The following is a 24,302-nucleotide window of genomic DNA, read 5'->3' on the forward strand; positions in this document are numbered from 1 at the left end:
AGCATACGAGCGGTGGGTCCGGGTGGTGCCCGCGAAGCCCCGTCCGGCCCGCCCGCAGCACTCCGAGGACCCGCCGCAGGTCAGGCGATGATCGGGACCACGGCCTCCGGGGTCAGCATCCGGAACGTGAACGACTGGTGGAAGTACAGCCGGATGTCGGTCGCGTCGTGGTCGTGGTAGCCGATGGACAGATCCTCGCCCAGGCACAGTTCGAAGTCACCACCCCGGGTGGACAGGAGCACCCCGCCCGCGACGGCCGGGGCCCACAGGATCTGGTCGTCCAGCAGCCGGGCCAGGTGCGTGGAGACGGGATATCCGTGGTCGGACGTCTCCGTCGCCTCCGTGAACGCGTCCGCGCCCAGGAGCAGCCGGTACGGCCCGTCGACACCCGCCAGCCGTAGCTGGGTCAGCGCATGGCTCACCGTGGCCGGATAGTCGCGGGCATCGGCAGGCAACGGCAGCGCGGTGTGCGAGGAGCCGTCCCGCAGACCGGCGATCCCGGCCGCGGCGTAGCCGTCGATGATCGCCATGTCCTCTGCGAACGCACAGGTCCGGGCCGCGTCCTTGACGGGCTGCCAGTCGCTGTCGTCCGAGCCGCGCTCGACATCGTCGACAGCCGCCCGCGTCACGGTGAACGGCACCCGCCACTCGATGACCGGCACCGACGTACGGGCGCGGGCGATGACGTCCGGAGTGGGCGGATCGATGTCGCGCAGATGGCCGTCGCCGACCGCCGCCAGCTGCGGCCCCTGCGGACCGCTGACGTCGATGACGCGGCGGCCGGCCAGATGGCGGCTGAAGGTGCGCCGGGCCTCCTCTTCGATCTGGTCCCAGGCGGCCTGGGTGACAGGGGCGAGTTCGCGATGGAGGTTGTTCATCTCTGGGCGCTTTCTTGCAGGCTGCCGATGCGCAGCGAACCGTCCCGGACCACCGGCGCGACCACGGCCCTGGCCACCGGCGCGGACGCCGGCTCCGGCTGGGGCGTGGCCTCGGCGGAGGCGGGCGACGGCGGCGGGGCGCCGAGGAAGTCGGCGCCGGGGGCGTGGAAGAGCGTGCCGGTGACCGCGGTCGAGAAGTCGAGGATGCGGTCGTGGGTGCCGGGCGGGTCACCGAGGAACATGTTGCGCAGCATCCGCTCGGTGACGTCCGGGTCGGCGGCGTACCCGATGAAGTACGTGCCGAACTCGCCCTGCCCGAAGCTGCCGAACGGCATGTTGGCGCGCAGGATGTCGCGTTCCGTGCCGTCCGGGTCGGTGATGGTGTTCAGCGCGACATGCGAGTCGGCGGGCTTGACGTCGTCGGCCAGCTCGACGTCGGTGAACTTGGTCCGCCCGATCACCCGTTCCTGCTCCTCGGTCGTCAGCGCGTTCCACGAAGTCAGGTCATGCAGGTACTTCTGTACGACGACGTAGCTGCCGCCCGCGAATTCGGGGTCCTCGTCCCCCACGAGGGCTGCCGACCGGGCATCGTCGCCCACCGGGTTCTCCGTGCCGTCGACGAACCCGAGCAGATCCCGGTGGTCGAGGTAGCGGAACCCGTGCGTCTCGTCGACGATCTTCACCGCCCCGCCCAGCCGGTCCAGCAGCTGCGACGCCCACTCCCAGCACACGTCCATCCGCTCGGCCCGGATGTGGAACAGCAGGTCGCCCGGGGTGGCGGGGGCGTGATGGCGAGCGCCGCGCAACTCCTGGAAGGGGTGCAGCAGGGCCGGCCGCGGGCCGGAGAACAGCCGGTCCCAGGCGTCGGAGCCGAACCCGGTCACACAGACGAGCCCGGCATCCGGGTAGCGGAACCCGATGGAGCGGGCGAAGGCCGCCAGATCCGGCAGGGCCTCACGGACGACGGCCTCACCGCCGGGCTCGATCGTGGCGACCAGGACCAGGGCCGCACCGGTCAGCGGGGCGACGACGGGCTGCACCGCGGCCCGTTCCTCGTTGGCGTCGGGCATGCGGCGGCTCCATGAGCTGGTTCGGCGGTACGGCACGGTGGCACCCCGTCGCCGATGAGGACAGCGGGACCCGCTGCCACTTACCCACACCCGGGGTCCCGCCGCACCCCGGGTCACCCGACCGGGCGACGGCCGACCGGCCCGCGCCTCCGGAAACCGATGAGCGTGTCCGTTCGCCGGCGAAGTTCCCGTCGGTGCGCGGTCCGTCGTCCGGGTGGACGAACATGTTGGCCCAGCCGTACTGCCGGGTGATCCCGGTCCCGGAACCGGGCTCCTGCGGGGAGGCGCTGGTGGTGGTGTCCGGCATGCCCACGGTCATGAACGGTCCCGGCCCGGGAAGCCGGCGCCGTTCGGCGTGACGGGGGGCGGGGACGGCGGGTCCCGTGAGACGCACCCACCGGACGGGACCGGACGGGACCGGACCCGACCGGGTCGGACCGGACGGACGGGGCGGCCGCTTGAGTCTCCCCCCGGGGGAGACGGGAGAGTGGGGCGCATGAACGGCGACACACATCTCTCGATCGGTGAGCTGGCCCGGCGGACCGGACTCACGGTCAAGACCGTCCGCTCCTACTCGGACCGCGGGATCGTGCCGCCGGCAGGCCGCAACGCGGCCGGATACCGCCGCTACGGCCCCGAGGCCGTGGCCCGCCTGAATCTGGTGCGGACGCTGCGCTCGCTCGGAATCGATCTGTCCACGATCCGCAGGGCGGTGGACCGGGACACACCGCTGGCCGAGCTCGCGGCAGCGCATGCGGAGGCGCTTGCGGTGCAGATCCGGGTGCTGAGTGTGAGGCGCGCGGTGCTCACGGCCGCCGCCAGACGTGAATCGACCCCTGAGGAGATGGATCGCATGCACCGACTGGCCAGGCTGTCCGAGGACGAACGGCAGGCGTTGACCCGTGAGTTCCTCGACGAGGTGTTCAACGGCGCGGGGACGCAGACACACCTGGCGGGCGTCAGGAGATCGATGACGCCGCATCTGCCCGAGGCCCCCTCGGAGGAGGAGACGGAGGCGTGGATCGAACTGGCCGAACTGTCCCAGGACCCAGGTTTCCGGGCCGTCATGCAGCGTACGGCCGAGCACCATACGGCGGACCGGGCGGACCGCACCGCCGGCGTCCCTGTCCGTGATGCCGAAGCGGTGATCCGCAGCCACGCCGCCCCGGCGCGCGCGGCGGGCGCCGACCCGGGCTCCGCACGGGCGGGCCTCGTCGTCGACGCGGTGACGGCCGAGTACGCGAGGCTCTGCGGACGGCCGGACGACGCCGCTCTCCGGGAGCGGCTGGTCGCCCGGCTCGACACGGTGAACGATCCGCGCAGGGAGCGGTACCTCCATCTGCTCGCCGTGATCAACCGATGGCCGGCCCCGGAGCCGCTGTCACCCGAACTGGACTGGTTCCGCATGGCGTTGCGTGCCCGGATCGCAGCCTGATCCGGGTGGGGGACGGACGGCCGTCTGCCCCATTCCCGTCATCCCATGGGATTCCCTCGGGCCCATGCGCGCGATCCCGGGGGAGCCCTGCGGGGGTGCGGCCCTACCGTCGAACCTGTCGGCGGTGCGGCGGGCCCCGGTCAGGGCCCGCCGCACCGCACAACCCTCCCGGGCGCGGAGCGTCCCGGCCCTGCGAAAGATGTGACATGGCAAAGATCCTTTTCGTCGTGACCGGATCCGACCACTGGACCCTGGCCGACGGAACCGCGCACCCGTCCGGCTTCTGGGCGGAGGAGGTCGTCGCCCCGTACGAGAGGTTCAGGGCCGCCGGGCACGAGATCGTCGTCGCCACCCCCGGTGGAGTGGTGCCGACCGTGGACCGGGGCAGCCTGGCTCCCGAGTTCAACGACGGCCAGGAGAACGCCGACAGGATGGCGGCGGCCGTCGCCGGCATGACCGAGCTCCGGCACCCGCTCAAGGTGGAGGACGTGGACCCGTCGGACTACGCGGCGGTGTTCTACCCGGGCGGGCACGGCCCGATGGAGGACCTGGCGGTGAACGCCGACTCCGGCCGGCTGCTGACCCGGGCGCTGGACTCGGGCATGCCGCTCGGCATCGTCTGCCACGCCCCGGCCGCCGTGCTCGCTGCCACGAAGGACGACGGCACCAACCCCTTCGCCGACTACCGGCTCACCGGATTCACCAATACGGAGGAGAGCCAGGCAGGCTTTGCCGACAAGGCCAAGTGGCTGCTCCAGGACCGCCTCGTGGAGATCGGCACCGATTTCCAGGAGGGCGAGCCGTGGGCCCCGCACGTCGTCGTCGACCGCAGTCTGGTCACCGGCCAGAACCCGGCGTCGTCGGGCCCGCTCGCCGACGAACTGCTCAAGAGGATCGGCTGACGCGTTCGGGTGCTCCGGACGACCCGGCCGCCCGTCGGCAGCGCGAGAGCACGGGCATCAGCATCGGCATCAGGCATCCGCCGCCGTCCGGCGACGGGTGCCGTGTCCGGCGTCCCGGCACTCCGTCGCCGCGTCTCCGAAGGCGGGTGAGCCTCGTCGGCAACCTCTCTGTTCGTGGTCAAGGCCAGGCACTCGATCTTCTACGAGACGCCGCTCTCGTATCTGCTCCACCAACGGGGCGTCGGCCATCTCGTCCTCCGCGGTCAGGTGACGGAGCAATGCGTTCTCCACGCCGCCCTGGACGTGCCATCCGGCATCTGAGCCTCACCGTTCCTGAGGACGGAGTGGCCCATATCCATCCGGACCTTGCGCAGGCCGCGCTTCGGATGATGGAACGCAACATGGGCGCCCACGTACGCACAGCGAGCCGGTCGCATTCTGATCCGGACGGCATCGAGACCATGTCCGGGCGGTGTCCCGGTCACGGCTCACTGGCGGCACAGGCAGAACGGGTGCCCGGCCGGATCTGCGAAGACCCGAAAGCCGCGTTCCCCGTTCCGGTCGTTGAGGTCCAGCGCTTCCGCACCCAGCGCGAGCACTTCCCGCTGCGCCTGTTCCATGTCCGTCACTTCGAAGTCGAGGTGTTCCTGCTGGGAGTTGTGGTCGCCCCGGGGCCACTCGGGCGGCCGGTAGTCGGGGGCGAGCTGGAAGGCGATGCGAGCTCCGCCCGGGACGTAGAGGTCGTACCAGTTGTCGGCCCCCTTCTTCACCTCTCCGCCCAGAACCCCCTGGTAAAAGGCGGCAAGTGCCTCGGGGTCGGGGCAGTCGAGGGCTACCAGACAGTACGTTGCGACAGCCATGCTTCTCTCCTCGATTCCATGCGCCAACGACGTAGCGGAATTCACCGGGGCGGTACCAGCCTTCACCGGGGCAGGGCTCACCGAGATCGCACTCGTACAGATGAGGGGTGCCCATCAGCAGCCCTTCATCCGCCGGGCGAGGGAAGAGGTTCTGCCCGCTTCGCGCGCCAAGTGACCCGCTGCGTCCCCGGCCCTCGGGTTCAGCGGCTCACGGCCTTGCGGAGCTGTTCCTTGTTCATGGCGGAGCGGCCCTCGATGTTCTTCTTCTTGGCCTCTTCGTACAGTTGGTCCCTGGTGCGGCCCTGCGCGCCCTGGTGCGAGCGTTCCCCACCGCGCTGGGAGGCCGACTTCGGGTCGCGTGTGGATGTCTTGCTCGCCGTCTTCGACTCACCCGAGCGAGCGCGCTCCTTGTTCACCGTGCGGGCGGCGATCTCCTTCGCGCGCTTCTCGGACTCGCCGCGCTTCTCGGCGCTCTCCTTCACGTGTTCGTACTGACGTTCGCGCTTGCGGCTGGATCCTGCCGGCATGGCGTTCTCCTCCTCGTGGCGTCGGTGCCGGGCCGGCCGCCCGGGGCCCGGGCGGCCGTGGTACTACTCCGCCGCAAATTCCTGTTGCCCATGGGCCACGTCCGAAACATTGCATCGCCGACACGCGCACGCCCATCGGGTAGCGCGCTCGGGTGACCCCGGGCGCCCTACCGGCGGGTGCCTCCGGTGAGCGACGGCATCGGCGCCTGCCGGTGGACAGGTCACGGTCGACCTCGACGGTGACCTGGTACTCGGCTGCGTCCTTGCGCAAGCACCCGATCGGCCCGGCTCAGTAGCATGCAACGCATGGCCATCAAACTTGAGAACGTCGGCATCGCCGTTCGCGACCTCGAAGCAGCAATCTCCTTTTTCACCGACCTCGGCCTCACGGTCCTCGGCCGTGACACGGTCAGTGGTGAGTGGACCGACACGGCCGTCGGCCTTGATGGCAATCACGCCAGGATCGCGATGCTCCAGACGCCGGATGGTCAGGGTCGGCTTGAGCTCTTCGAGTACATCCACCCCGAAGCGATCGAGTCGGAGCCCACTCGTCCCAACGAGATCGGCATGCATCGCGTCGCCTTCTCGGTCGACGACATCGACAAGGCCCTCGAGACAGCCGCAAAGCACGGATGCCGTCCACTACGTGGTGTGGCGACCTATGAGGACGTCTACAAGCTCACGTACCTCCGCGGTCCCAGCGGCATCCTTGTGATGCTCGCCGAGGAGCTGAAGAAGAACTGACGGCCGATCGGGTCAATTGCCCTCACGGGCCACGGGCCCGCCCATCACCCGCTCTGGAAGGCGTCAGGGGCCACCGGCTCCGTCCACGAACCCTTTACGCAAGATCAAGTCAGGAGAGGCAAGCAGGCAGAAGTCCGGCAACCGGCTGCAAGACGTTCATGTCAGCGTGATGATCACGCCTGAACGAGTAAAATGGAAGGCCGTTCGGTGGCCGGCAGCGCGACACGGATATAGGTCACCAGCCAGACGGCAGCCGGTGCGAAGGGAGCCTTCGCAGCCGGGAGAATTCCATCGGAGGGCCGCGATGCCCCGGGCGATGACGGCGCAGCGTCTTCTGGCGGAGTACGGCCGGACGTATGCCGACGAAGCCGGGATCCGGCTGCGTAATACGCCTATGCCGCTGTATCAGTTGCTGACGCTCTGTGTGCTGTTCTCGGTTCGCATCAGAGCGGATATCGCGGTGGCCGCGGCCCGGGAACTGTTCGGAGCCGGAATGCGTACGCCGCAGGCGATGGCGGACTCCTCGTGGCAAGGCAGGGTGGATGCGTTGGGCCGTGCTCACTACCGCCGCTACGACGAGAGCACGGCCACGGTGCTGGGGGAGGGGGCGGAGCTCGTACTCGGCGAGTACCGCGGCGACTTGCGGCGACTGCGTCAGAAGGCTGATGGGGACCCGGAACAGATTCGCCGGCTGCTGCAGGAGTTCCCCCGGATCGGTCCAGTGGGGGCAGACATTTTCAGTCGAGAGGCGCAAGGTGTATGGCCCGAACTGCGCCCGGCATTCGATACGCGTGCCCGTGAAGCCGCCGCCGGTCTCGGTCTCCCGAAGACACCCGAGAGGCTGGCCGCACTGGTCGGCGACGATGATCTGCCGAGGCTTGCGGCAGCACTGGTCCGGGTCGAACTGGCCAATTGAGGAGCCCGGTCGCCACTCCACACTGCACGTGTCACTGTGCCCACCACTCACGTCACCGCGTCCGGCCGGCCTTCTCACCGACCGGCACACACGACCGAAATCCCCACGCCACCGTAGCCGCCAGGAGTCTTCCCGGACGCCGTCGACGCCGGCACCTTGGTCCGCGCTGCCTCGACGCAGGGGCTCTGGTCGTCGCCGAGAACCCGCACCCGGGGCGAGTCCGGGCCGTCATCGGCTTCGTCGTGTCGGTCAGCTTTCGACTTCGGTCTTGTCGCCGCCCCAGAGGGTGTGGAAGGCGCCGTCGCGATCCGTGCGGTGGTAGGTGTGTGCGCCGAAGTAGTCGCGCTGGCCCTGGGTGAGGGCGGCGGGCAGGCGTTCGGCGCGCAGGGAGTCGTAGTAGGTGAGGGTGGTGGCGAAGGCAGGGGTGGGGACACCCTGGGTGACAGCGGTGGCGATCACGGTGCGCCAGTCGTTCTGTGCGGCGGCGATCTCTTCGGCGAAGCTCTTGTCCGAGAGGAGGCTCGGCATCTGAGGCTGCGCTTCGTAGGCGCTGGTGATTCGGTCGAGGAACGCGGCCCGGATGATGCATCCACCGCGCCAGATCGCGGCGACCTTGCCGAGGTCGATGTTCCAGTCGTACTGCTCGCTGCCGGCCGCGATCTCGTGGAAGCCCTGGGTGTAGGCGACGATCTTCGAGGCATACAGGGCCTGCTCGACCTGGTCGGCGAACGCCGCCGCCTCGTCCTTGCCGAGTTTGCGGGCGGTTGGTCCGGCGAGGTGGCGTGAGGCGTCACGGAGGGTTGCGTGGCCGGAGACGGAGCGGGCGAAGACGGCCTCGGCGATGCCGGAGACGGGGACGCCCAGGTCGAGGGCGATCTGTACGGTCCAGCGGCCGGTGCCCTTCTGCTCCGCCTGGTCGAGCACGACATCCACGAAGGGCTTACCGGTCGCGGCATCGACGTGCGAGAGCACTTCTGCGGTGATCTCGATGAGGTAGGAGTCGAGGCGCCCGGTGTTCCACGCGCGGAAGATGTCCGCGATCTGCGCGGGGGAGTACCCGGCCACGTCGCGGAGCAGTTGGTACGCCTCGCCGATGAGCTGCATGTCTGCGTACTCGATGCCGTTATGTGTCATTTTTACGAAGTGTCCGGCGCCGTCAGGGCCAATATGCGTGACGCACGGGGCGCCGTCCTTGGCCTTCGCGGCGATCTTTTCCAGCATTGGTCCAAGGGAGTCGTATGACTCCTTGCTGCCGCCTGGCATGATGCTCGGTCCGTTGAGCGCTCCCTCCTCGCCACCGGAGACGCCGGTGCCGACGAAGTGGATGCCCTGCTCCCGCAACTCGCGCTCCCGGCGGCGTGTGTCTGCGAAGTGCGCGTTACCCCCGTCGATGATCACATCGCCGGGTTCGAGGAGAGGCGTGAACTCCGCGATCACTGCGTCCGTCGCCTCTCCGGCCTTCACCATGACGACCAGACGTCGTGGCCGTTCCAGAGCTGCCACGAAATCCTCGGCACTCTCGGTCGCGATGAACTTTCCTTCGTCGCCGAACTGATCTACGAGTTCACGGGTGCGGGCGCCCGTGCGGTTGTGCACCGCGACGGTGTAGCCGTTGCGCGCGAAGTTGCGGGCCAGGTTGCGACCCATCACCGCGAGTCCGGTGACGCCGATCTGCGCAGTGCCGCTCATCTGTCTGCTCCTGCAGTGTGTCGGGGAAGCCGGGGACCGATCCGCGGGCCGGAAGCCGGGGCGGGGTGGGGCGCCGGGAGGCTGCGATGTCCAGTATGGATACGGGACGGGGGGACGGCCTGTTCAACGGCCGGACGGCACCCGACCCCCCTCGCGCCGGACCTGATCCGCCCGTGCGGGTGGATCAGGCGCCGCTTCGCTGTCGCGATGCCGAGCCCCGACCCGCTGTCACGTACCCCGGACACTGAAGGACACACGAGCCCGAGGCGCCGATGCGAAGGGGCGCCGCGGACCTGCTGCGGGCGCTGTCCGCCCCAGCGCGGCTCGCGGCGCAGCTGTGTCGCGTTCACGACGTCGCCCCGTCTGTCAGCCGCGAACCTGCAGTCCCGTCATTCACCGGGCTGTGTTCCGCGTCCGAACACCAACAGGCCGCTCTGCTGCCGTTGTTCACCAACCCTTGACACTGCTTGAGCGGCGGCGCAACACTGACAGTGCTTTGGAGAGCGCTCTCCCGCCTGTTCCGGGTACCGCCGCGAGGGGGCCTCTCCGCGTGCGCCATCCAGCTCCACTCTCTCCTCACGCCGCACATCCGATGTGTGCGGACGCAGAGCGGCATGGAGGTCCGCATGACGACAAGACCACTCTCGGCAAGACCCCGTCCGACAGCGCTCCGCAAGACAAGGCTGGTGTCCCTGCTGGCCTTCGCCGCATCCCTGGCGCTCGTGGTCACGGGATTCAACGTGATCACGGACGCAGGCCCGGCCGGCGCGGCTTCCCGCGCGGCCGAACGGCCCGCCGCCGTGACCCATGCGATGCAGGGGCACGCGATGGCGGCGGCGAACTACGAACTCCCCTGACCCGGAGCGCTCTTCTCGGTGGCCGCATCATGCCCATCGAGGAGAGCGCTCTCCCTCGGATGCCCGCGCTGTCCCACTCCCCGCTGTCGGCGCGGTGCAATAGCCCGCGGTGCTCACGGAAATCCGTGGCCACCGCGGGCCGCCGCCTTTCCCTACCGGGCGCCCGCCTGTGTATATTCCGGAGAAAGCTAAGGGGTCTAGGCAGTACGTCGATGGAGGTGGGGATGGTACGCGCAGGACTCACGACCGACCGGGTCGTGGCGGCGGCGGCCGACCTGGCCGACTCGATCGGCTTCGACAACGTGACCATCTCCGCGCTGGCCCGTGGCTTCGGTGTCAAGGACGCCAGCCTGTACTCCCACGTCAAGAACCTCCAGGATCTGCGCACCCGGGTCGCGCTGCTGGCTGCCGGTGAGTTCATCGACCGGATCGAGGCGGCGGTGGCCGGCCGGGCCGGGAAGGACGCCCTGACCGCGTTCGCCGACGCCTACCGGTCCTTCGCGCTGGAGTGCCCGGGCCGGTACGAGGCGACGCAGATGCGCGTCGACCCGGCCGTCGTAGCCGAAGCGCCCGCGTACCACCGGACCATCGAGACCACCTCGTCGATGCTGCGCGCCTACGGCCTGACCGAACCCGACCTCACGGACGCGGTACGGCTGCTGCGCAGCACCTTCCACGGGTTCACCGCGCTGGAGGCCGACGGCGGATTCGGCGCACCACGCTCCGTGCAGTCGTCCTGGGAGCGCGCGGTCGAGGCATTGCACTTCCTGCTCGCCAGCTGGCCGTCGGCAACCGGCGGGGCAGGACGCGGCGCGTGATGCCGTGGGACTCGAACTCACGATCAACACCTCAGGATCACGTGGTGCGGACCAGTGGGCAGGGGTGCGAAATGCTCGTCCGCCCGAAACCGCACACCCTTCCGTGCCGTCGAGCCGTCAAGCGGCCCACTCCGCCTGATCGGACTCGATCACGTGAGCATCAAGCCTTTGGGGTGCGATCTCGCGTCACGCCAACGAGCGGGTGAGCCAGACCACTTCACCGCTGTCCTCCATGGAAACGTGATCCCGCTCGAACCCGAGCTTCTCAAGGACACGGAACGACGGCGTGTTCCACGCTCCGACGGTCGCCCAGAGCCGCTTCCGCCCGGTAGCAACAGCGGCTTCGAGCACCGCGCCGGCCGCCTCGGTGGCGTAGCCGCTCCCATGCGTGCGCTGGAACAACTCATACGCGATTTCGGGCTCCTCCAAGGTGGAGCGGCCGATGATCAATCCGCAATAGCCGATGAAGTCGCCCTCGGCACGGCGTTGGATGGGCAGCAGGGCAATGCCCGTTGTCGCCGTTTCGGCGACCAGCTTCGCGATGGTCGTCCGGGCGTGCTCGACCGTGGATGTCCCGTCGCCGCGCTCGGAGCGGAGGGCGCAGAGCTCGGCGGCGTCCGAATCGGCCCACGGTCGCAGGCTCAGCCGCTCGGTCTCAAGATGGAACGACATCGTCTCGTATGCAGACATGGCCCCTACTCTGCCCCATGGCTCATCCGGAAACCGAGGGCAGCGTGCTTGCTGCTGGTTCGGCTTCCGGAGCCAGGAGGAAGTGCTGGGAGGCGCTGTCGGTGCAGGGCCCGGCGACCGCCACGGCTGACGCGGCCTTGGGATCCGCACCCGAGATGCCGATACACCGCCCGTCGCTCGCGGCCCGTATCCGGTACGGCCCGGTCCGCCCGGTACTCGAGGCCGGCGCCCCGGCCGTGCGGACCCGCTCGAACGTGAACACTTGGGCGGTCCTGCTGCTGCGACAGTCATCCCAGGGTTCGAGCAGCCCGCTGGTGAGAACCGTCAGGCATCCCCAGCCGTTCACGGGATGGACCCACTTGACGAAGAAGCGGCCGCCGCCCAGTGGATCGAGTCTGGTGTACGGGGGTGTGGACTGAGGGCACGGGCGCTGCACGGCGACCGTGTCGCCGCCGGGCTCACGGCCCTCGGTCACGCACAAGTCTGTGGCCCGGACCGGTCGGATGCTGTACCACCCGGTTGCCGGCTCCCGGGACGAGGGCGCAGTCGCCGCGGGGCCTGGATCGTCGGGCAGGACCAGCCAGGAGGCGATGCCCGCCAGGAGCACGGTGGGCAGCGACACCCACAGGCGGGGCGCCGCGAAACGGTGCCGACGCCGCAGTCGCCTCGGCGCGGTTCCGGGTTCCGACTGGATCGCGGGGTGCCCGATTCCCTCCTCCGCGTCGCGACCGCGGGCACCGCCGACTTCGGAGGGGCCGCTGGTGTCGTCGTCGGCCGGCGACGACGGGGCGGCACGGCCGTCGCGGACGGGAACCTCCTTCATCGAGGGGTTCGCCGAACCACCCCCCAGAGCAAGGCGGTTACGTGCCTGAAGCCAGGTCTCGGCATGCTCGCCCGCGCCACAGGCGTGGACGAAGGCGTTCAGCATGTGCGGCCGCGGCAGCGCATGTCTGCGCAGTACATCCGCGATCGTGCTGCGCGGAAGGACCCGCCCCTCCCGTTCGGCGCGCTCTTCGAGTTGCCGGTAGGTCAGTCCCGACGCGTCCTTGAGCCGCTTCATCAAGTCGACGAACTGCTCGACGCTGTCCGCGCGTTCGGGCTCCACATCCCCCGTGGTGTTCATGACTCCATCCTTGGCCCTCCGTCCGGCGGGCAGCAAGGGGGCTCTGCGCAGCCCGGAGCTTTGTCCGAAAGGTTGTGGTGACCAGCCCGGACAGCAAGGGGCTGTCCGGGACACCGGGCATCCCTTGCCGGACGGAGCGCCGGCCAAGCAGTGTCGGTGCTGCCGGCGGAACAGTCAGGCACCGTCATAAGCCACACAGGAGTGTTCTCATGCGCAACAACGCACGGACCGTACGCATCGTCCCCCTCGCGCTCGCCGCCGTCTTCGTCAGTGGGCTGAGCGCCACCACTGCCGCCCCGGCACAGGCGCGCACCGAGACGCAGGTGTCCGCCAAGGTGAGCGACGCCCATTACCTGCGCTTCAACAAGGGTTCGGTCACGAACTCCCGCCTGGAGCTGGTCAAGCGCACTCCCGGCCGGGACAAGGTGATCAAGTCGTACAAGGCGGGCTCGGGCCAGGTCAAGAACACCTGTGCGGTCGGCAAGGGCTGGCTCCCCAACGCCGGGGCGAGCAAGCCGTACGCCGTCGAGTGGCACCGCAAGAACTTCGACGGCATCATCAACGGCCTCGTCATCAAGATCGCCGACCGCAAGTGCCACAATGGCACCAAGCGCACCGAACTGTTCATCCACAGCGAGATGAAGCCGAACGGCAGGAGCGGCGTCATCGAGTCCGAGCGGTGGACCAACAGCGGCCCCAACGACTACTACTCCAACGGCTGCATCAAGCTCAACCCGACCAACATCAGGGACCTGTTCAAGCGCCTGGACAGTATTGGCTGGCCGAAGAAGCTGTACGTGGTGGACTGACCGGCTGCCCCAGTGCTCTGTCCGTGGTGCCCGGGAGGTCTTCCCGGGCACCACCTGCTGCTTGCGGGTCCTGCACGGCAGCGGGCCAGGCGGGCGTCCCCTGCACATGGCCTCGGATCATGCCTCGGCGGCCGGCGTCACAGCAGACTCTCCGAGTGTGTCCGCTCATGCATCGCTCACGCATTCAGCGGCTGCGACCTCCACGTGACGGGCAGCCCTGAGGAGATCGAGGGCGCGGAAGAAGCCCGTCCTGTCGTCCTCCCAGGCGGCGGCGGTTCGCCGATTCCCGATTCTGCGGACGCACTCCGCCAGCAGAAGGCGCTCTTCCGACGCCAATGCTCCACCGGACTCAAGGCAGGCGATGACACAACGGTGCAGGTCCGCAGCAACCGCGTCGCCGTCCGCCGGCGGAATACGTCGCCGGTCACGCAGGAATGCCAGAGCGTGCAGGGCGCCCTCCCGCGGCGCTCCCGACCACCACATTTCCCGGTACGGATTCCGCTCAGCGGTACGGGGCTGACGTGCTCCCTGCTCCTTGGCGAGTCTTCGCGTCCCGTCGAACGTCCGAAGCTCCACGTGCCAAGCATCCCTGCTGGCCTCCAGCACACCCAACGCGCGGAGCAATGCACCCTCGTCCCTGCTGTAGCGACCCGCCCTGGATTCGAGGAAGCTCAGCGTCGCGTGAAAGCCGATCGGCCGGTACAGCTGCACACAGCATCGGAGCTGCGCCACGCGCATACCGTGAGGCAGCGCGGCATTGCGGACCTTCTGCGCCATGTTGTTGAAGCTCACCCGGCAAGGCTAAGGGCTGTCAACCTGGTCACGGGATTTTCGGTCAACGGCAGGTCGGCGCCCCGACCGGATACGGTCGGCCCCGACGTCGAGCAGCAGGTCTGAGGGAGCTCCCCGCACGGCATCAGGTAGACCGTGCGGGATTCGAACCCACAGCCGACGGATGATGAGTCCGCTGCTCCGACCCTTGCCACGGACAGCGCGAAACCTCCGGCGGCGGTCGTCCGCCGCCGGAGGCTGCTGGGTGGCCCCCGCGCCTCGCGGGGTGGTCAGGCCGCCTTGCGGGAGCGGCCTGCCGCCGCCTCGCGGATCAGCTCGGCGTAGCGCCGGCCGCTGCTCTTGACGGTGCGGCGCTGCGTCGCGTAGTCGACGTGGACCAGGCCGAACCGCTTGTCGTAGCCGTACGCCCACTCGAAGTTGTCCAGCAGGGACCAGGCGAAGTACCCGGCGAGCGGGGCGCCCTTGCGGACGGCGCGGGCGCAGGCCGCGAGATGCTCCTCCAGGTACCGGGTCCGATCCGGGTCGTGCACCGATCCGTCGGCGAGGACGACGTCCTGGTACGCCGCGCCGTTCTCGGTGACGTAGATGCGCTGGACGCCGTATTCCTCGGTCAGGCGCAGGAGCAGCTGCTCCAGGCCCTGCGCGTGGACCTCCCAGTCCATGTGGGTGTGGCGGGAGCCGGGCAGATAGACCTGCTTGGCGTGCGGGACGGGGCCATTCGCGTCGGCTGTGACGACCTGGCGGAAGTAGTAGTTCACGCCCATCCAGTCGAGCGGCGCCGCGATGAGCTCCATGTCGCCTTCCTGTACGGGGAGTTCGACTCCGTACAGGTCGACCATGTCCTGCGGGTAGCCGCGCCCGAGGATCGGGTCGAGCCACCAGCGGTTGGTGTGACCGTCGCCGCGCACGGCGGCGGCCCGGTCCGCCTCGCGGTCGGTGGCGGCCTCCACCGGGCTGAGGTTGTTCACGATGCCGACGCGGGCGTCCGGGCACGCGGCCCGGATGGCCTGGACGGCGAGGCCGTGCCCGAGGTGCAGGTGGTACGAGGCCCGGACGGCGGCGGTCAGGTCGGTGAGACCCGGCGCCATCGTGCCCTCCAGATGGCCGATCCAGGCCGAGCAGAGCGGTTCGTTGAGGGTGGCCCAGTCCTTCACCCGGTCCCCGAGGCGGTCCACGACGACGGAGGTGTACGCGGCGAAGTGCTCGGCGGTCTCGCGGACGGTCCAGCCGCCGCGGTCCTGGAGCGCCTGGGGGAGGTCCCAGTGGTAGAGCGTGGCGAACGGCGTGATCCCCGCGTCCAGGAGGCCGTCCACGAGGCGGTCGTAGAAGTCGAGACCGGCCGCGTTGACCGGACCGTCGCCGCCCGGGACGATCCGGGGCCAGGCGAGCGAGAAGCGGTACGCGCCCGCCCCCACCTCCTTGATCAGTGCGATGTCCTCCGGGACCCGGTGGTAGTGGTCGCAGGCCACGTCCCCGGTGTCGCCGCCGTCCACCTTCCCCGGGGTGTGGGAGAACGTGTCCCAGATGGAGGGCGCGCGGCCGTCCTCGGTCACGGCTCCCTCGATCTGGTACGCGGCTGTGGCGACGCCCCAGGTGAAGCCGGCCGGGAGGGCGCTCAGGTCGTTCACGGACTTCCTTTCAGAAGTGGTCACTTGACGGCTCCCGCGGTGAGTCCGGCGACGAGGTAGCGCTGGAGGAGCAGGAAGCCGGCGACGATCGGCACGCTGACGACGAGCGAGGCGGCCATGACCTGGTTCCAGTAGACGTCGTTCTGCGTGGCATAGCCCTGCAGGCCGACGGCGAGTGTGCGGGTGGTGTCGTTGGTCATGACGGAGGCGAAGAGGACCTCACCCCAGGCCGTCATGAACGCGTACACGGCGACGGCGACGATGCCGGGCACCGCGGCCGGGACGACGACCCGGAACAGAGCGCCGAGCGGACCGCAGCCGTCGACGAGCGCGGCCTCGTCCAGATCCTTCGGGATCGAGTCGAAGTACCCGATGAGCATCCAGATGGAGAACGGCAGCGAGAAAGTCAGATACGTGAGGATCAGTCCGCCGCGCGAGCCGTAGAGGGCGATGCCCGTACTGTTCCCGATGTTGACGAAGATCAGGAACAGCGGGAGCAGGAAGAGGATGCCCGGGAACATCTGGGTGGAGAGCACCGTGACGGTGAAGACGCGCTTGCCGCGGAACTTGTAGCGACTGACGGCGTACGCGGAGAACACTGCGATGATCACCGACAGGACTGTCGCCGAGCCAGCCACCACCAGCGAGTTGACGAAGTACCGGGCGAGCGGGACGGTCTCCCAGATGTCGATGTACGGCTTGACGGTCAGCCCGGTCGGGATCCAGTGGAACTTCCCCGAGACGTCCTGGAGCGGCTTGAGCGAGCTGCTGACCATCACGTACACGGGCAGCAGTACGAAGGCGGTCAGGAAGGCCAGGATGACGCGACGGGTCCACAGGAAGGACTGCGGCGCGGCCATCGGCGACCGGGACCGCGATCTCGATTTCGCCGCTTTCGGCAGTGCGGCCGGCTGGGCATGGCTAGGCATCTGCACCCTTCCTTCCGCGCGAGGTGATGAGCAGGTAGACGGCCGTCACGACCAGCAGGAACAGCAGCAGGAGCACGGACATCGCGGATCCGGTGCCGAAGTTCCAGGTGACGAAGGACGACTGGTAGATGTGGATCGAGATGAGGTCCGCGCTCGAAGGTGCCGCCTTGCCGAACAGCACGTACGGGGTGTTGAAGTCGTTGAACGTCCAGAGGAACAGGACGAGCACCAGGACCTGGTTGACCGGGCGCAGCGACGGCAGTGTGATCTTGCGGATCTGCTGCCAGATGCCGGCGCCGTCGATCGCGGAGGCTTCGTACAGCTCGCGCGGGATGTTCTGCAGCCCCGCCATCACGATGAGGAAGGCGAACGGCCAGCCCTTCCAGACCGAGACGACGATCAGCGCGTAGATGCTGTTGTCACCGATCAGCCAGAAGGACGGCTGGTCGGTCAGCCCCAGCTGGTCGTGGAGCACGTGATTGACCAGACCGTTGTCCCGCTGGAACATGAACGCCCAGGTGACGACGGCCGCATAGACCGGCAGGGCGTACGGGACGAGGAAGATCGCCCGCAGGAATCCGCGGCCGCGGAAGTTCTCCTGCAGCATGATCGCCGCCGCGACACCGAACAGCCAGGCCAGGCCGACGGCGAAGAACGTGAAGACACAGGTGATGAAGAACGAGTGGAGCAGCGCCTCGCCGATCGGGGCGTTGAAATCGACGGCGATCCTGTAGTTGTCGAGGCCGGTCCAGGGCGCTGCGCCCCAGTTGCCGATGAAGAACTGTGTGAGCCGGCGGAAGCTCATCACGATTCCGATGATCATCGGAATCACATGGATGAGAAGTTCGAGCAGGACGGCCGGCAGGAGCAGGAGATAGGGGAGTCCGCCCTGGCGGATCCGGTCGGGGATGCGCGGCAGTCGCCTGCGCGCACCCCCGTTGCCCCGGCTCGTCACCCTGTCCGACTTATCCGTCCGGCTGTCGGTTGTCACGGTGGCGGTCATGGAAGGTGCCTTACTGCTGCATCGTCTGCTGCGCCTTTTCGAGGCGCGCCTTGACGGATTCGGTGGTCACGGGGCGTCCGGCTGCGGCGTCGGCCCACAGCTCCTTGACCGCGGTGCCGACGGCGGTCTCGAACTGCGACTCGTTGGGCACCTGCGGCAGCGGGGCGGCGCTCCTGGCCAGCGTCTCGCGCAGGACCGCGAGGTCGGGCGCCGAGAACGCGGCGTCGGCCTGGGCGGTCTTGACCGGCGGGATGGACCCGTAGGTCTTGTTGAGCAGCTTCTGCTCGGCGTCGCTCGTCATGAACTTCACGAACTTCTTGGCGCCGTCGATGTTCTTGGTGTTCTTGAACACCGCCATGTTGATGCCCGCGACCATGGAGTTGACGTTCTTGCCCTGGCCGGGAGTGCCGGAGGCGACGGGCACGGGGGCCGCGCCCCAGTCCTCGGGCTTCATGCCCTGGGAGGCGAAGGTGGAGGCGGCGGCCTGCCACAGCACCATCGCGGTCTTTCCCTTGGCGAAGTCCGTCAGGGACTGGTTCTGGGCGTACTCCGCGTTGCCCGGCGCGATGATCTTGTCCTTGGCCATCAGGTCGATGTACTGCTTCACGGCCGCGACGGCGCCGTCGGAGGTGAACGTCGGCTTTCCTGCGGTGTCGAAGAAGTCCGCGCCGTGCTGCTGGCCCAGGACGAAGGTCTGGTGGATGTTGTTGGAGAGGTTGGCGCCCTCGGCGCCCAGTCCCCACTTGCCGCCCTTGGAGAGCTTCTTGCCGTCCGCGACCAGCTCGTCCCAGGTGGCCGGGGGCTTGCTGATGCCGGCCTCGGCGAAGCTCTTCTTGTTGTAGTAGAGCGCGTACGCGAGCGAGTACAGCGGCACCGCGGAGGGGTCCTTGCCCTCCGCACCGGCCGAGGCCACGGCCGAGTCGACGAAGCGGTCCCGGCCGCCGATCGCGTCGAAGTTCGCCTTGTCCCAGGGGAGCAGCGCACCCGTCGCCTGGAGCGAGGCCGACCAGGTGTTGCCGATGTTCAGGACGTCCGGGCCCTGACCGGACGTGGTGGCCGCGAGGATCCGGTTGAGCAGGTCGGCCCAGGGCACGACCTCCAGCTTGACCTTGATGCCGGTCTGCTCCTCGAACTTCTTCAGCTCGGGGGTCAGGATCTTCTTGTCGGCCTCGATGCTGGGGCCCTGGTTGGAGGCCCAGTAGGTGAGGGTCTTCGGCGAATCGTTGCTGCCGCCCTCGGCTGACGTACCGCCTCCGCAGCCGGTGACTCCGGCGGCGATGGAGATCGCGAGGGTGGCGGCTGCTGCGGCTCTGATGGTGCGCATGCGGGATGGCCCCTTTCCGGGGAGGAAGGCCGCGTTCGAGAGTCGAACGACCTTCAGGGCTTAATTTATGTCGTGATTTAAGAGGTGAGGGAAGGTCGCGTCAAGTCCCGCGGTCACGGTATGTTGCGGGAAGGGAAGGAGCCACATGGCTGAGCGCAACAGACGGACCGTGCGTGACCTGCGACGGGGCAACCGGGCGAGGGTATTGCAACGGTTGTATTTCGACGGCCCGCTGAGCCGCCAGGAGCTCGGTCCCACGACGGGGCTGAGTTCAGGTTCCATCAGTAACGTCGTCGCGGAGCTTGCCGCGGAGGGTCTCCTGGAGGAGGCCGGTGTCGTCGACTCCGACGGCGGCCGTCCCCGCACGCTGCTGCGCGTGGCACCCGGGGGTGGCCTCCTCATCGGCATCGACATCGGCGAGACCCGGATCAGGGTCGAGCTCTTCGACCTCGCCCTCACCGAACTCGCCCGCACGGAACGGCTGCTGGCCCAGCACGGCTACGACGTCAACCGCATCGTCGGCCACGTCCGCAGCGGGGTCGCCGATGTCCTGCGGGACGCGGGCGCCGATCCGCGCCGGCTCCTCGGCATCGGGATCGGCGTTCCCGGCATCATCGAACGCGACGCACCGGACGGCTCGGTCGGGGACGTGGGCTCCGTCGTCCACGGCCAGACCATCAACTGGAGCGCCGTCCCCTTCGAGCGGCTGCTCCGTGACGCCGTCCGGGTCCCGGCGGAGGTGCCGTTCTTCATCGACAACGGCGCCAAGACGCTGGGCCAGGCCGAGATGTGGTTCGGCGGCGGACGCGGCGCGGGGGCCTCGGCCGTCGCTCTCATCGGCTCCGGCGTCGGCGCCTGCGTCAACCACGGCGACCTGCTCGACGAGGACCGCAGCAGCATGGCCCTCGAATGGGGCCACACCACCGTGCAACTGCGCGGCCGACGCTGCCGGTGCGGCTCCATAGGGTGCCTGGAGGCGTACGCGGGCGCCGAGGCGATGCGCGAGCGCTGGCACGAGGCGGGCGGCCCGCTGCCCGCCGACGCCGATGACGAGACCGCACTCGCCGCGCTGCTCGCCGCCGCCTACCCCGGTCCCGGCGGCGCTCCAGACCCGCTGGCTGTCTCGGTCCTCGACGAGACGGCCGCATGTCTGGGCGCGGCCCTGGGCGACCTGATCAACCTCTTCCTGCCCGAGCGCATTCTGCTCGGAGGGTGGGCGGGCCTGCTGATCGGCCCGCATCTGCTGCCTGACATCCGCCGCTACGCACAGGAGTACGCGCTCCGCCATGCCGCGGACCGGACCACGATCGAGCTGGGCAGGCTCGGCCCCGACGCGGTCACGGTCGGCGCCGCGACGCTGCCGCTGGCCGACTTCCTGGCGAGGGGCGGCAGCCGCCCGGCCCCCGAGCCGCAGCCCGGCGTCCCGGCGCCGGGTTTCCGGACCGCCGCGGATGCCGTACGGGGCCGGGAGCGCTCACGGACGACGTCGGACGCGACGGGGTGAGGCGGGGGCCGGGCCGGGTTGCCGGGGTGTCGTGGCGAGGCGCATAACGCCCCGTGGGTGTGCGGGAGTCCTGATGTCCGTCTACGCCGAGTCCCGTACCACCAGCGCCGGTTCGAAGATCACCGATGTCGCCGCTCCGTCCGGCTTCGACAGCCGTTCGATCAGCAGCCGGGCCATCTCGGCCGCCATCGCCTCGACGGGCTGGCGGATCGTCGTCAGCGGCGGCCGGCAGGCGGACGCCGCGCTGCTGTCGTCGAACCCGATCACCGCGACGTCCTCCGGCACCCGCCTGCCGTGTTCCCGCAGGACATGGCAGGCGCCCATCGCCATCAGGTCGTTGGCCGCGAACACCGCGTCCAGATCGGGATGTTCCACCAGCAGGCGCTCCATCGCGGCCTCGCCGCTCTCCTGGGTGAACTGCCCCTCGGCGATCGGGATGTAGGGATGCCCGAGCCGCGCCATCGTGTCGCGGAAGCCGGCCAGCCGCTCCTGGCCCGCCGGCACGTTCAGCGGTCCCGTGATCGTCGCGATGCGGCGGCAGCCCCGGGCCACCAGATGCTCGGCGGCCAGCCGTGCGCCGTCCTGGTGCGCGAGGTCGACATAGCTGATCCGGACCGGACGGGCGGGCCGCGCGTACAGCACCGCGGGCAGTCCGGCGTCCGTGAGCAGCGCGGGCAGTGGATCCTCCGCGTGCGTCGAGACGACGAGCGCGCCGTCCGCACTGCCCTGGCGCAGGAACGACACCACGTCCTCGCGGGCCCGTGACGTCTCGGCGAACATCAGGACCGGGTGCATGCCGCGCGGCCGGAGGTAGTTGACCACCCCGGTGACGACCCGGCCGAAGAACGGGTCGGCGAAGACCTGTGCGGTGAAGGACGATCCGCTCTCCGGATCTGCCGCGTCCGCCGCCGGTCCGCCGTCCGGGGATTCGGGCTCGACGCCCGCGCCCGACACCACCAGGGCGATGGCGTCGGTGCGCCGGGTGACCAGGGAACGGGCCGCGCGGTTGGGTGCGTACCCGGTCAGGGCGACCGCCCGGCGCACGGCCTCCTGGATCGCCGGGTCGACATTTCGTACGCCGTTGATCACCCGGGAGACGGTGGCGCGGGAGACACCGGCCGCCCTCGCCACGTCCTCAAGGGTGGGTGTGCCGGCAGGTCGTAGGTCATCCGTCATGAGCGCATTTATAGCATCAACGGAGAGCGCTCTCCCCTCGCGCTTCGAAGCGTTGCCGGAGCCGTCACCGGACCGGCACCGGGCGCGCTGTCCGGCGCGGTCGCCGTCAGTGTCGCGCCGAGCGGCAGGTCGCCCGCCGAACGGCCGCCCAGCACCGCGAAGTCACCCGCCTCCGTCTCCCACCCGTGCGACAGGACCGACCAGTGCGCCAGGGCCCGCCCGGACACCCGGACCACCGCGATCACGCTCTGGCCGGGATCCGCCTCGACCGCCGCGTACCCGATCAGCCGGCGCACCGGCCGCTCGACCGCCGACCCGCTCCTGGCCAGATAGACCTGGACCACCTCGCGACCGCGCCTCCGCCCCGAATTGCGTACCCGGACGTGTACGTCGAAGGCTTCCCCGGCCCGCACCGTCCCCGGGGCCGCCAGCTCCTCGTACTCCCAGCTCGTGTAACCCAGGCCGTGGCCGAACCAGTAGGCCGGCGTGGCCCCGGACCGCAGCCAGGCCGCATAGCCGATGTGCAGGCCCTCGTCGTAACGGAGCTGTCCGTCGGTTGCGGGGACGGTGTCGAGCACCGGTACGTGGTCCTGGGCTGCGCCCCAGGTGGTCGGCAGCCGGCCGCCCGGCTCGACCCGGCCGAACAGGACGTCCGCCAGCCCGCTTCCGGCCTCCTGGCCCGGGAACCAGTGGAGCATCAGCGCAGGCACCCGGGTGTGCCAGGGCAGGGCGACCGGGCCGCCCGCGTTCACCACGACCACCGTGCGCGGATTGGCCCGCGCCACGGCCCGTACGAGCGCGTCCTGGCCGTCCGGCAGGCCGAGGCTCTCGCGGTCATGGCCCTCCGACTCGCTCTCCTCGGTCGTGCCCACGACCACGACCGCGACATCCGCCGCCCGCGCGGCAGCCACGGCCCGGGCGAGCTCGGACGCCGCGTCCCCGGCCGGCGGGGCGGCGGCGAGAACGGTCGCCACTCCGGTCCCAGGGGTCAGCGAGCGCCGTGCCACCACCTCCACCTCCCGGCCCGCAACCACTTCGGCCTGCACGGAGCGCAGGGGAGGGGTGACATGTATCCGGGTCGGATCGTCGCTGTCCGGCGGGAACGCCCCGGAGAGAACTTCCCGGCCGCCAACCGACAGCGAGAGGTCGCCCCAGCCGCCCACCGCCCAGGTCCACACACCGCCCACGTCGGGCCGGACCAGGGCCCGGATCTCCACGGTCGCGGAGCCTTCGGCCACGACCGAGGGCTCCACGATCCGCCCGGAAAGCCGGTGCTCGGTGTGGAGTTCGTCCCCGTTCCCGTCCAGCAGTCTGACGAGCACGCCCGGTTCTCCGGTGCGCGGATCGCGCGACCGGTCCAGGGTGAGCGGGACGGGACGGGCGGACGGCGCCAAGCCGGGGTGGTGGGTCACCGTCGCCGAGCCGTCGAGCGCTTCCCCGATTCCGGCCAGTGGCGTCACCACCGAGTCGGGGAACACCTCCGCGCTGCCCCCGCCCTGAATGCGCACCGCGGTGGCGTGCGGGCCGATGACCGCGACCGAGCGAAGCTCCGCCGGATCCAGTGGCAGCAGATCGCCGTCGTTGCGGAGCAGCACCGAACCGGCGGCGACGGCCCGGCGCAGCAGCGCCCGCTGGGTGTCGGGCGCCACCACCGGCCGCCACACCGGTCCGGGTGAGCCCAGCGCGCCCACTCGCCCGGCGAGCCGGAGCAGTCGCCGTACCTTGTCGTCGATCACCTCGGGGGAGACCAGCCCCTGTTCCAGTGCGGTGAGCAGGCCGGCCGCCCACGGGCCGTCGGGCCCCGGCATCACCAGGTCCTGTGCGGAGCGCGCGGTGTCCAGGAGTGTGCGCACACCGCCCCAGTCCGAGACCACGGGCCCTTCGAACCCCCAGCCCTCCTTCAGTGGGTGCTCCAGCAGGGGAGAGGCGGACATGGTGACGCCGTCGACCTTGTTGTACGCGGACATGACCGCCCAGACGCCGGCCGTCACCGCTGCTTCGAAGGGGGCGAGGTAGAGCTCGTGGAGCGTCTGCTCGTCCATGCGCACGTCGACGTTCAGCCGGTCCGTCTCGGCGTCGTTGGCGACGAAGTGCTTGGCGGTGGCGGCGACCCCGCCGGACTGGATGCCCCTGACGAGCGCGGCGCCGGTCCGCCCGGTGAGGAGGGGATCCTCGGAGAAGCACTCGAAATGGCGGCCACCCAGTGGGGACCGGTGCAGATTCAGCGTGGGCGCGAGGAGCACGTCCACCCCCTTGCGCCGTGCCTCCGCGGCGAGCAGTGCGCCGAGATCCGTGAGCAGACGCTCGTCCCAGGAGGCTGCCAGTGCGGTCGGGGAGGGCAGGACGAGCGACGTCTCGCGCTCGTCCCAAGTCTCGCCGCGCACACCGGCGGGTCCGTCGGAGAGGGTGAGGGGGAGTAGTGCGACGGTCGGCTCGGCATGCGTGCGCCAGGTGCTCGCGCCGGTCAGCAGGCGCACCTTCTGTGCCAGGTCGAGCTTCTCCAGCAGCGGATCGATCTCTTCGTCCGTCATGACGGTCATGCCCCTTCAACCCCCGCGCCCTGCTGGATCGGAGAGCGCTCTCCCGAACTGCCGCGCCCAGCGTCGCTGGCCGACGCCGACCGTGTCA

Annotated in this window: 22 protein-coding genes and 1 pseudogene; 9 read left to right on the top strand and 14 right to left on the bottom strand. The window is 69.7% G+C overall.

Translation table 11 applies throughout. The features are described from left to right. Positions 1-80: 80 nt before the first annotated feature. Positions 81-878 (bottom strand): family 1 encapsulin nanocompartment shell protein, encoded by a 798-nt coding sequence (locus tag SH922_RS37165; protein ID WP_393062933.1) that lies wholly within the window; start codon positions 876-878, stop codon positions 81-83. Next, positions 875-1,948: a Dyp-type peroxidase gene (locus tag SH922_RS37170; protein WP_393062934.1), complete on the bottom strand. Its 1,074-nt coding sequence runs from the start codon at positions 1,946-1,948 to the stop codon at positions 875-877. Before SH922_RS37170 ends, SH922_RS37165 begins: the two co-directional genes overlap by 4 nt. Before the next feature lie 496 nt (positions 1,949-2,444). On the opposite strand from SH922_RS37170, the gene SH922_RS37175 reads away from it, so the two are divergent. From SH922_RS37175 to SH922_RS37185, 3 genes and pseudogenes are all read left to right on the top strand, one after another. After that, the gene (locus tag SH922_RS37175) at positions 2,445-3,383 is read left to right on the top strand and encodes a MerR family transcriptional regulator (RefSeq protein ID WP_393062935.1); all 939 of its coding nucleotides are present in this window, start codon (positions 2,445-2,447) and stop codon (positions 3,381-3,383) included. Positions 3,384-3,589: 206 nt separating this feature from the next. After that, positions 3,590-4,285, top strand: a complete 696-nt coding sequence (locus SH922_RS37180; protein ID WP_393062936.1) for a type 1 glutamine amidotransferase domain-containing protein — start codon at positions 3,590-3,592, stop codon at positions 4,283-4,285. Between the two features lie 165 nt (positions 4,286-4,450). Beyond that, positions 4,451-4,701: pseudogene (locus tag SH922_RS37185) on the top strand (cysteine hydrolase family protein); the annotation flags it as partial. Between the two features lie 72 nt (positions 4,702-4,773). Here the strand turns inward: SH922_RS37185 and SH922_RS37190 are convergent. Together SH922_RS37190 and SH922_RS37195 are read right to left on the bottom strand one after the other, a co-directional pair. After that, positions 4,774-5,145, bottom strand: a complete 372-nt coding sequence (locus tag SH922_RS37190; RefSeq protein WP_393062937.1) for a VOC family protein — start codon at positions 5,143-5,145, stop codon at positions 4,774-4,776. A gap of 200 nt (positions 5,146-5,345) precedes the next feature. After that, entirely contained in the window at positions 5,346-5,672 is a 327-nt protein-coding gene (locus tag SH922_RS37195) for a plasmid stabilization protein (protein WP_393062938.1), read from the bottom strand. Between the two features lie 306 nt (positions 5,673-5,978). Between SH922_RS37195 and SH922_RS37200 the strand changes: the two genes are divergently transcribed. Continuing rightward, positions 5,979-6,416 carry a VOC family protein gene (locus SH922_RS37200; RefSeq protein WP_393062939.1) on the top strand — a complete coding sequence of 146 codons (438 nt, stop codon included), beginning with the start codon at positions 5,979-5,981 and terminating at the stop codon, positions 6,414-6,416. Positions 6,417-6,720: 304 nt separating this feature from the next. Continuing rightward, positions 6,721-7,332 (top strand): endonuclease, encoded by a 612-nt coding sequence (locus SH922_RS37205; RefSeq protein WP_393062940.1) that lies wholly within the window; start codon positions 6,721-6,723, stop codon positions 7,330-7,332. 249 nt (positions 7,333-7,581) lie between these two features. Here SH922_RS37205 and gndA read toward each other — a convergent pair whose 3' ends face one another. Further along, positions 7,582-9,021 carry an NADP-dependent phosphogluconate dehydrogenase gene (gene gndA / locus SH922_RS37210; RefSeq protein WP_393062941.1) on the bottom strand — a complete coding sequence of 480 codons (1,440 nt, stop codon included), beginning with the start codon at positions 9,019-9,021 and terminating at the stop codon, positions 7,582-7,584. Positions 9,022-9,647: 626 nt separating this feature from the next. On the opposite strand from gndA, the gene SH922_RS37215 reads away from it, so the two are divergent. Both SH922_RS37215 and SH922_RS37220 read left to right on the top strand, forming a co-directional pair. Then, entirely contained in the window at positions 9,648-9,878 is a 231-nt protein-coding gene (locus SH922_RS37215; RefSeq protein WP_393062942.1) for a hypothetical protein, read from the top strand. Positions 9,879-10,102: 224 nt separating this feature from the next. Further along, a complete protein-coding gene (locus SH922_RS37220; RefSeq protein WP_393062943.1) occupies positions 10,103-10,696 on the top strand; it encodes a TetR-like C-terminal domain-containing protein in 594 nt (197 codons plus the stop codon). Positions 10,697-10,882: 186 nt separating this feature from the next. On the opposite strand, the gene SH922_RS37225 is transcribed toward SH922_RS37220, so the two are convergent. Further along, on the bottom strand, positions 10,883-11,386 hold the full coding sequence (locus SH922_RS37225; protein WP_393062944.1) for a GNAT family N-acetyltransferase: 504 nt from the start codon (positions 11,384-11,386) through the stop codon (positions 10,883-10,885). Between the two features lie 22 nt (positions 11,387-11,408). Next, the gene (locus tag SH922_RS37230; RefSeq protein WP_393062945.1) at positions 11,409-12,509 is read right to left on the bottom strand and encodes an RICIN domain-containing protein; all 1,101 of its coding nucleotides are present in this window, start codon (positions 12,507-12,509) and stop codon (positions 11,409-11,411) included. Positions 12,510-12,718: 209 nt separating this feature from the next. Between SH922_RS37230 and SH922_RS37235 the strand changes: the two genes are divergently transcribed. Next, a complete protein-coding gene (locus SH922_RS37235) occupies positions 12,719-13,318 on the top strand; it encodes a hypothetical protein (RefSeq protein ID WP_393062946.1) in 600 nt (199 codons plus the stop codon). Between the two features lie 165 nt (positions 13,319-13,483). Here the strand turns inward: SH922_RS37235 and SH922_RS37240 are convergent, their stop codons facing one another. The 5 genes from SH922_RS37240 to SH922_RS37260 all read right to left on the bottom strand — a co-directional run bounded on the left by SH922_RS37240 (position 13,484) and on the right by SH922_RS37260 (position 18,994). Further along, positions 13,484-14,110 carry a hypothetical protein gene (locus SH922_RS37240; protein WP_393062947.1) on the bottom strand — a complete coding sequence of 209 codons (627 nt, stop codon included), beginning with the start codon at positions 14,108-14,110 and terminating at the stop codon, positions 13,484-13,486. Positions 14,111-14,379: 269 nt separating this feature from the next. Further along, the gene (locus SH922_RS37245) at positions 14,380-15,738 is read right to left on the bottom strand and encodes a GH1 family beta-glucosidase (RefSeq protein ID WP_393063803.1); all 1,359 of its coding nucleotides are present in this window, start codon (positions 15,736-15,738) and stop codon (positions 14,380-14,382) included. 20 nt (positions 15,739-15,758) lie between these two features. Continuing rightward, the gene (locus tag SH922_RS37250) at positions 15,759-16,667 is read right to left on the bottom strand and encodes a carbohydrate ABC transporter permease (RefSeq protein WP_393062948.1); all 909 of its coding nucleotides are present in this window, start codon (positions 16,665-16,667) and stop codon (positions 15,759-15,761) included. Continuing rightward, complete coding sequence (locus tag SH922_RS37255; protein WP_393062949.1) at positions 16,660-17,670, bottom strand: carbohydrate ABC transporter permease; 1,011 nt, start codon at positions 17,668-17,670, stop codon at positions 16,660-16,662. The genes SH922_RS37250 and SH922_RS37255 overlap by 8 nt, the downstream gene beginning before the upstream one ends. A 10-nt stretch (positions 17,671-17,680) precedes the next feature. Beyond that, positions 17,681-18,994, bottom strand: a complete 1,314-nt coding sequence (locus tag SH922_RS37260; protein WP_393062950.1) for an ABC transporter substrate-binding protein — start codon at positions 18,992-18,994, stop codon at positions 17,681-17,683. A gap of 145 nt (positions 18,995-19,139) precedes the next feature. Here SH922_RS37260 and SH922_RS37265 point away from each other — a divergent pair, with 145 nt between their 5' ends. Further along, positions 19,140-20,498, top strand: a complete 1,359-nt coding sequence (locus tag SH922_RS37265; protein ID WP_393062951.1) for an ROK family protein — start codon at positions 19,140-19,142, stop codon at positions 20,496-20,498. Positions 20,499-20,579: 81 nt separating this feature from the next. Here SH922_RS37265 and SH922_RS37270 read toward each other — a convergent pair whose 3' ends face one another. Both SH922_RS37270 and SH922_RS37275 read right to left on the bottom strand, forming a co-directional pair. After that, on the bottom strand, positions 20,580-21,674 hold the full coding sequence (locus SH922_RS37270) for a LacI family DNA-binding transcriptional regulator (RefSeq protein ID WP_393062952.1): 1,095 nt from the start codon (positions 21,672-21,674) through the stop codon (positions 20,580-20,582). A gap of 8 nt (positions 21,675-21,682) precedes the next feature. Next, on the bottom strand, positions 21,683-24,214 hold the full coding sequence (locus tag SH922_RS37275) for a glycoside hydrolase family 3 C-terminal domain-containing protein (RefSeq protein ID WP_393062953.1): 2,532 nt from the start codon (positions 24,212-24,214) through the stop codon (positions 21,683-21,685). Positions 24,215-24,302 lie beyond the last annotated feature (88 nt).

It is taken from the genome of Streptomyces sp. LN549 (genome assembly GCF_043203805.1).
Classification (GTDB): Bacteria; Actinomycetota; Actinomycetes; order Streptomycetales; family Streptomycetaceae; genus Streptomyces.

What these genes read in the sequence shown, in the direction of transcription:
- SH922_RS37220 (WP_393062943.1), top strand. Translation starts at nt 10,103, where the DNA reads ATGGTACGCGCAGGACTCACGACCGACCGGGTCGTGGCGGCGGCGGCC.
- SH922_RS37200 (WP_393062939.1), top strand. Translation starts at nt 5,979, where the DNA reads ATGGCCATCAAACTTGAGAACGTCGGCATCGCCGTTCGCGACCTCGAA.
- SH922_RS37170 (WP_393062934.1), bottom strand. Translation starts at nt 1,948, where the DNA reads ATGCCCGACGCCAACGAGGAACGGGCCGCGGTGCAGCCCGTCGTCGCC.
- SH922_RS37190 (WP_393062937.1), bottom strand. Translation starts at nt 5,145, where the DNA reads ATGGCTGTCGCAACGTACTGTCTGGTAGCCCTCGACTGCCCCGACCCC.
- SH922_RS37250 (WP_393062948.1), bottom strand. Translation starts at nt 16,667, where the DNA reads ATGCCTAGCCATGCCCAGCCGGCCGCACTGCCGAAAGCGGCGAAATCG.
- SH922_RS37175 (WP_393062935.1), top strand. Translation starts at nt 2,445, where the DNA reads ATGAACGGCGACACACATCTCTCGATCGGTGAGCTGGCCCGGCGGACC.
- SH922_RS37230 (WP_393062945.1), bottom strand. Translation starts at nt 12,509, where the DNA reads ATGAACACCACGGGGGATGTGGAGCCCGAACGCGCGGACAGCGTCGAG.
- SH922_RS37215 (WP_393062942.1), top strand. Translation starts at nt 9,648, where the DNA reads ATGACGACAAGACCACTCTCGGCAAGACCCCGTCCGACAGCGCTCCGC.
- SH922_RS37255 (WP_393062949.1), bottom strand. Translation starts at nt 17,670, where the DNA reads ATGACCGCCACCGTGACAACCGACAGCCGGACGGATAAGTCGGACAGG.
- SH922_RS37165 (WP_393062933.1), bottom strand. Translation starts at nt 878, where the DNA reads ATGAACAACCTCCATCGCGAACTCGCCCCTGTCACCCAGGCCGCCTGG.
- SH922_RS37260 (WP_393062950.1), bottom strand. Translation starts at nt 18,994, where the DNA reads ATGCGCACCATCAGAGCCGCAGCAGCCGCCACCCTCGCGATCTCCATC.
- SH922_RS37235 (WP_393062946.1), top strand. Translation starts at nt 12,719, where the DNA reads ATGCGCAACAACGCACGGACCGTACGCATCGTCCCCCTCGCGCTCGCC.
- SH922_RS37195 (WP_393062938.1), bottom strand. Translation starts at nt 5,672, where the DNA reads ATGCCGGCAGGATCCAGCCGCAAGCGCGAACGTCAGTACGAACACGTG.
- gndA (WP_393062941.1), bottom strand. Translation starts at nt 9,021, where the DNA reads ATGAGCGGCACTGCGCAGATCGGCGTCACCGGACTCGCGGTGATGGGT.
- SH922_RS37225 (WP_393062944.1), bottom strand. Translation starts at nt 11,386, where the DNA reads ATGTCTGCATACGAGACGATGTCGTTCCATCTTGAGACCGAGCGGCTG.
- SH922_RS37180 (WP_393062936.1), top strand. Translation starts at nt 3,590, where the DNA reads ATGGCAAAGATCCTTTTCGTCGTGACCGGATCCGACCACTGGACCCTG.
- SH922_RS37275 (WP_393062953.1), bottom strand. Translation starts at nt 24,214, where the DNA reads ATGACCGTCATGACGGACGAAGAGATCGATCCGCTGCTGGAGAAGCTC.
- SH922_RS37270 (WP_393062952.1), bottom strand. Translation starts at nt 21,674, where the DNA reads ATGACGGATGACCTACGACCTGCCGGCACACCCACCCTTGAGGACGTG.
- SH922_RS37265 (WP_393062951.1), top strand. Translation starts at nt 19,140, where the DNA reads ATGGCTGAGCGCAACAGACGGACCGTGCGTGACCTGCGACGGGGCAAC.
- SH922_RS37205 (WP_393062940.1), top strand. Translation starts at nt 6,721, where the DNA reads ATGCCCCGGGCGATGACGGCGCAGCGTCTTCTGGCGGAGTACGGCCGG.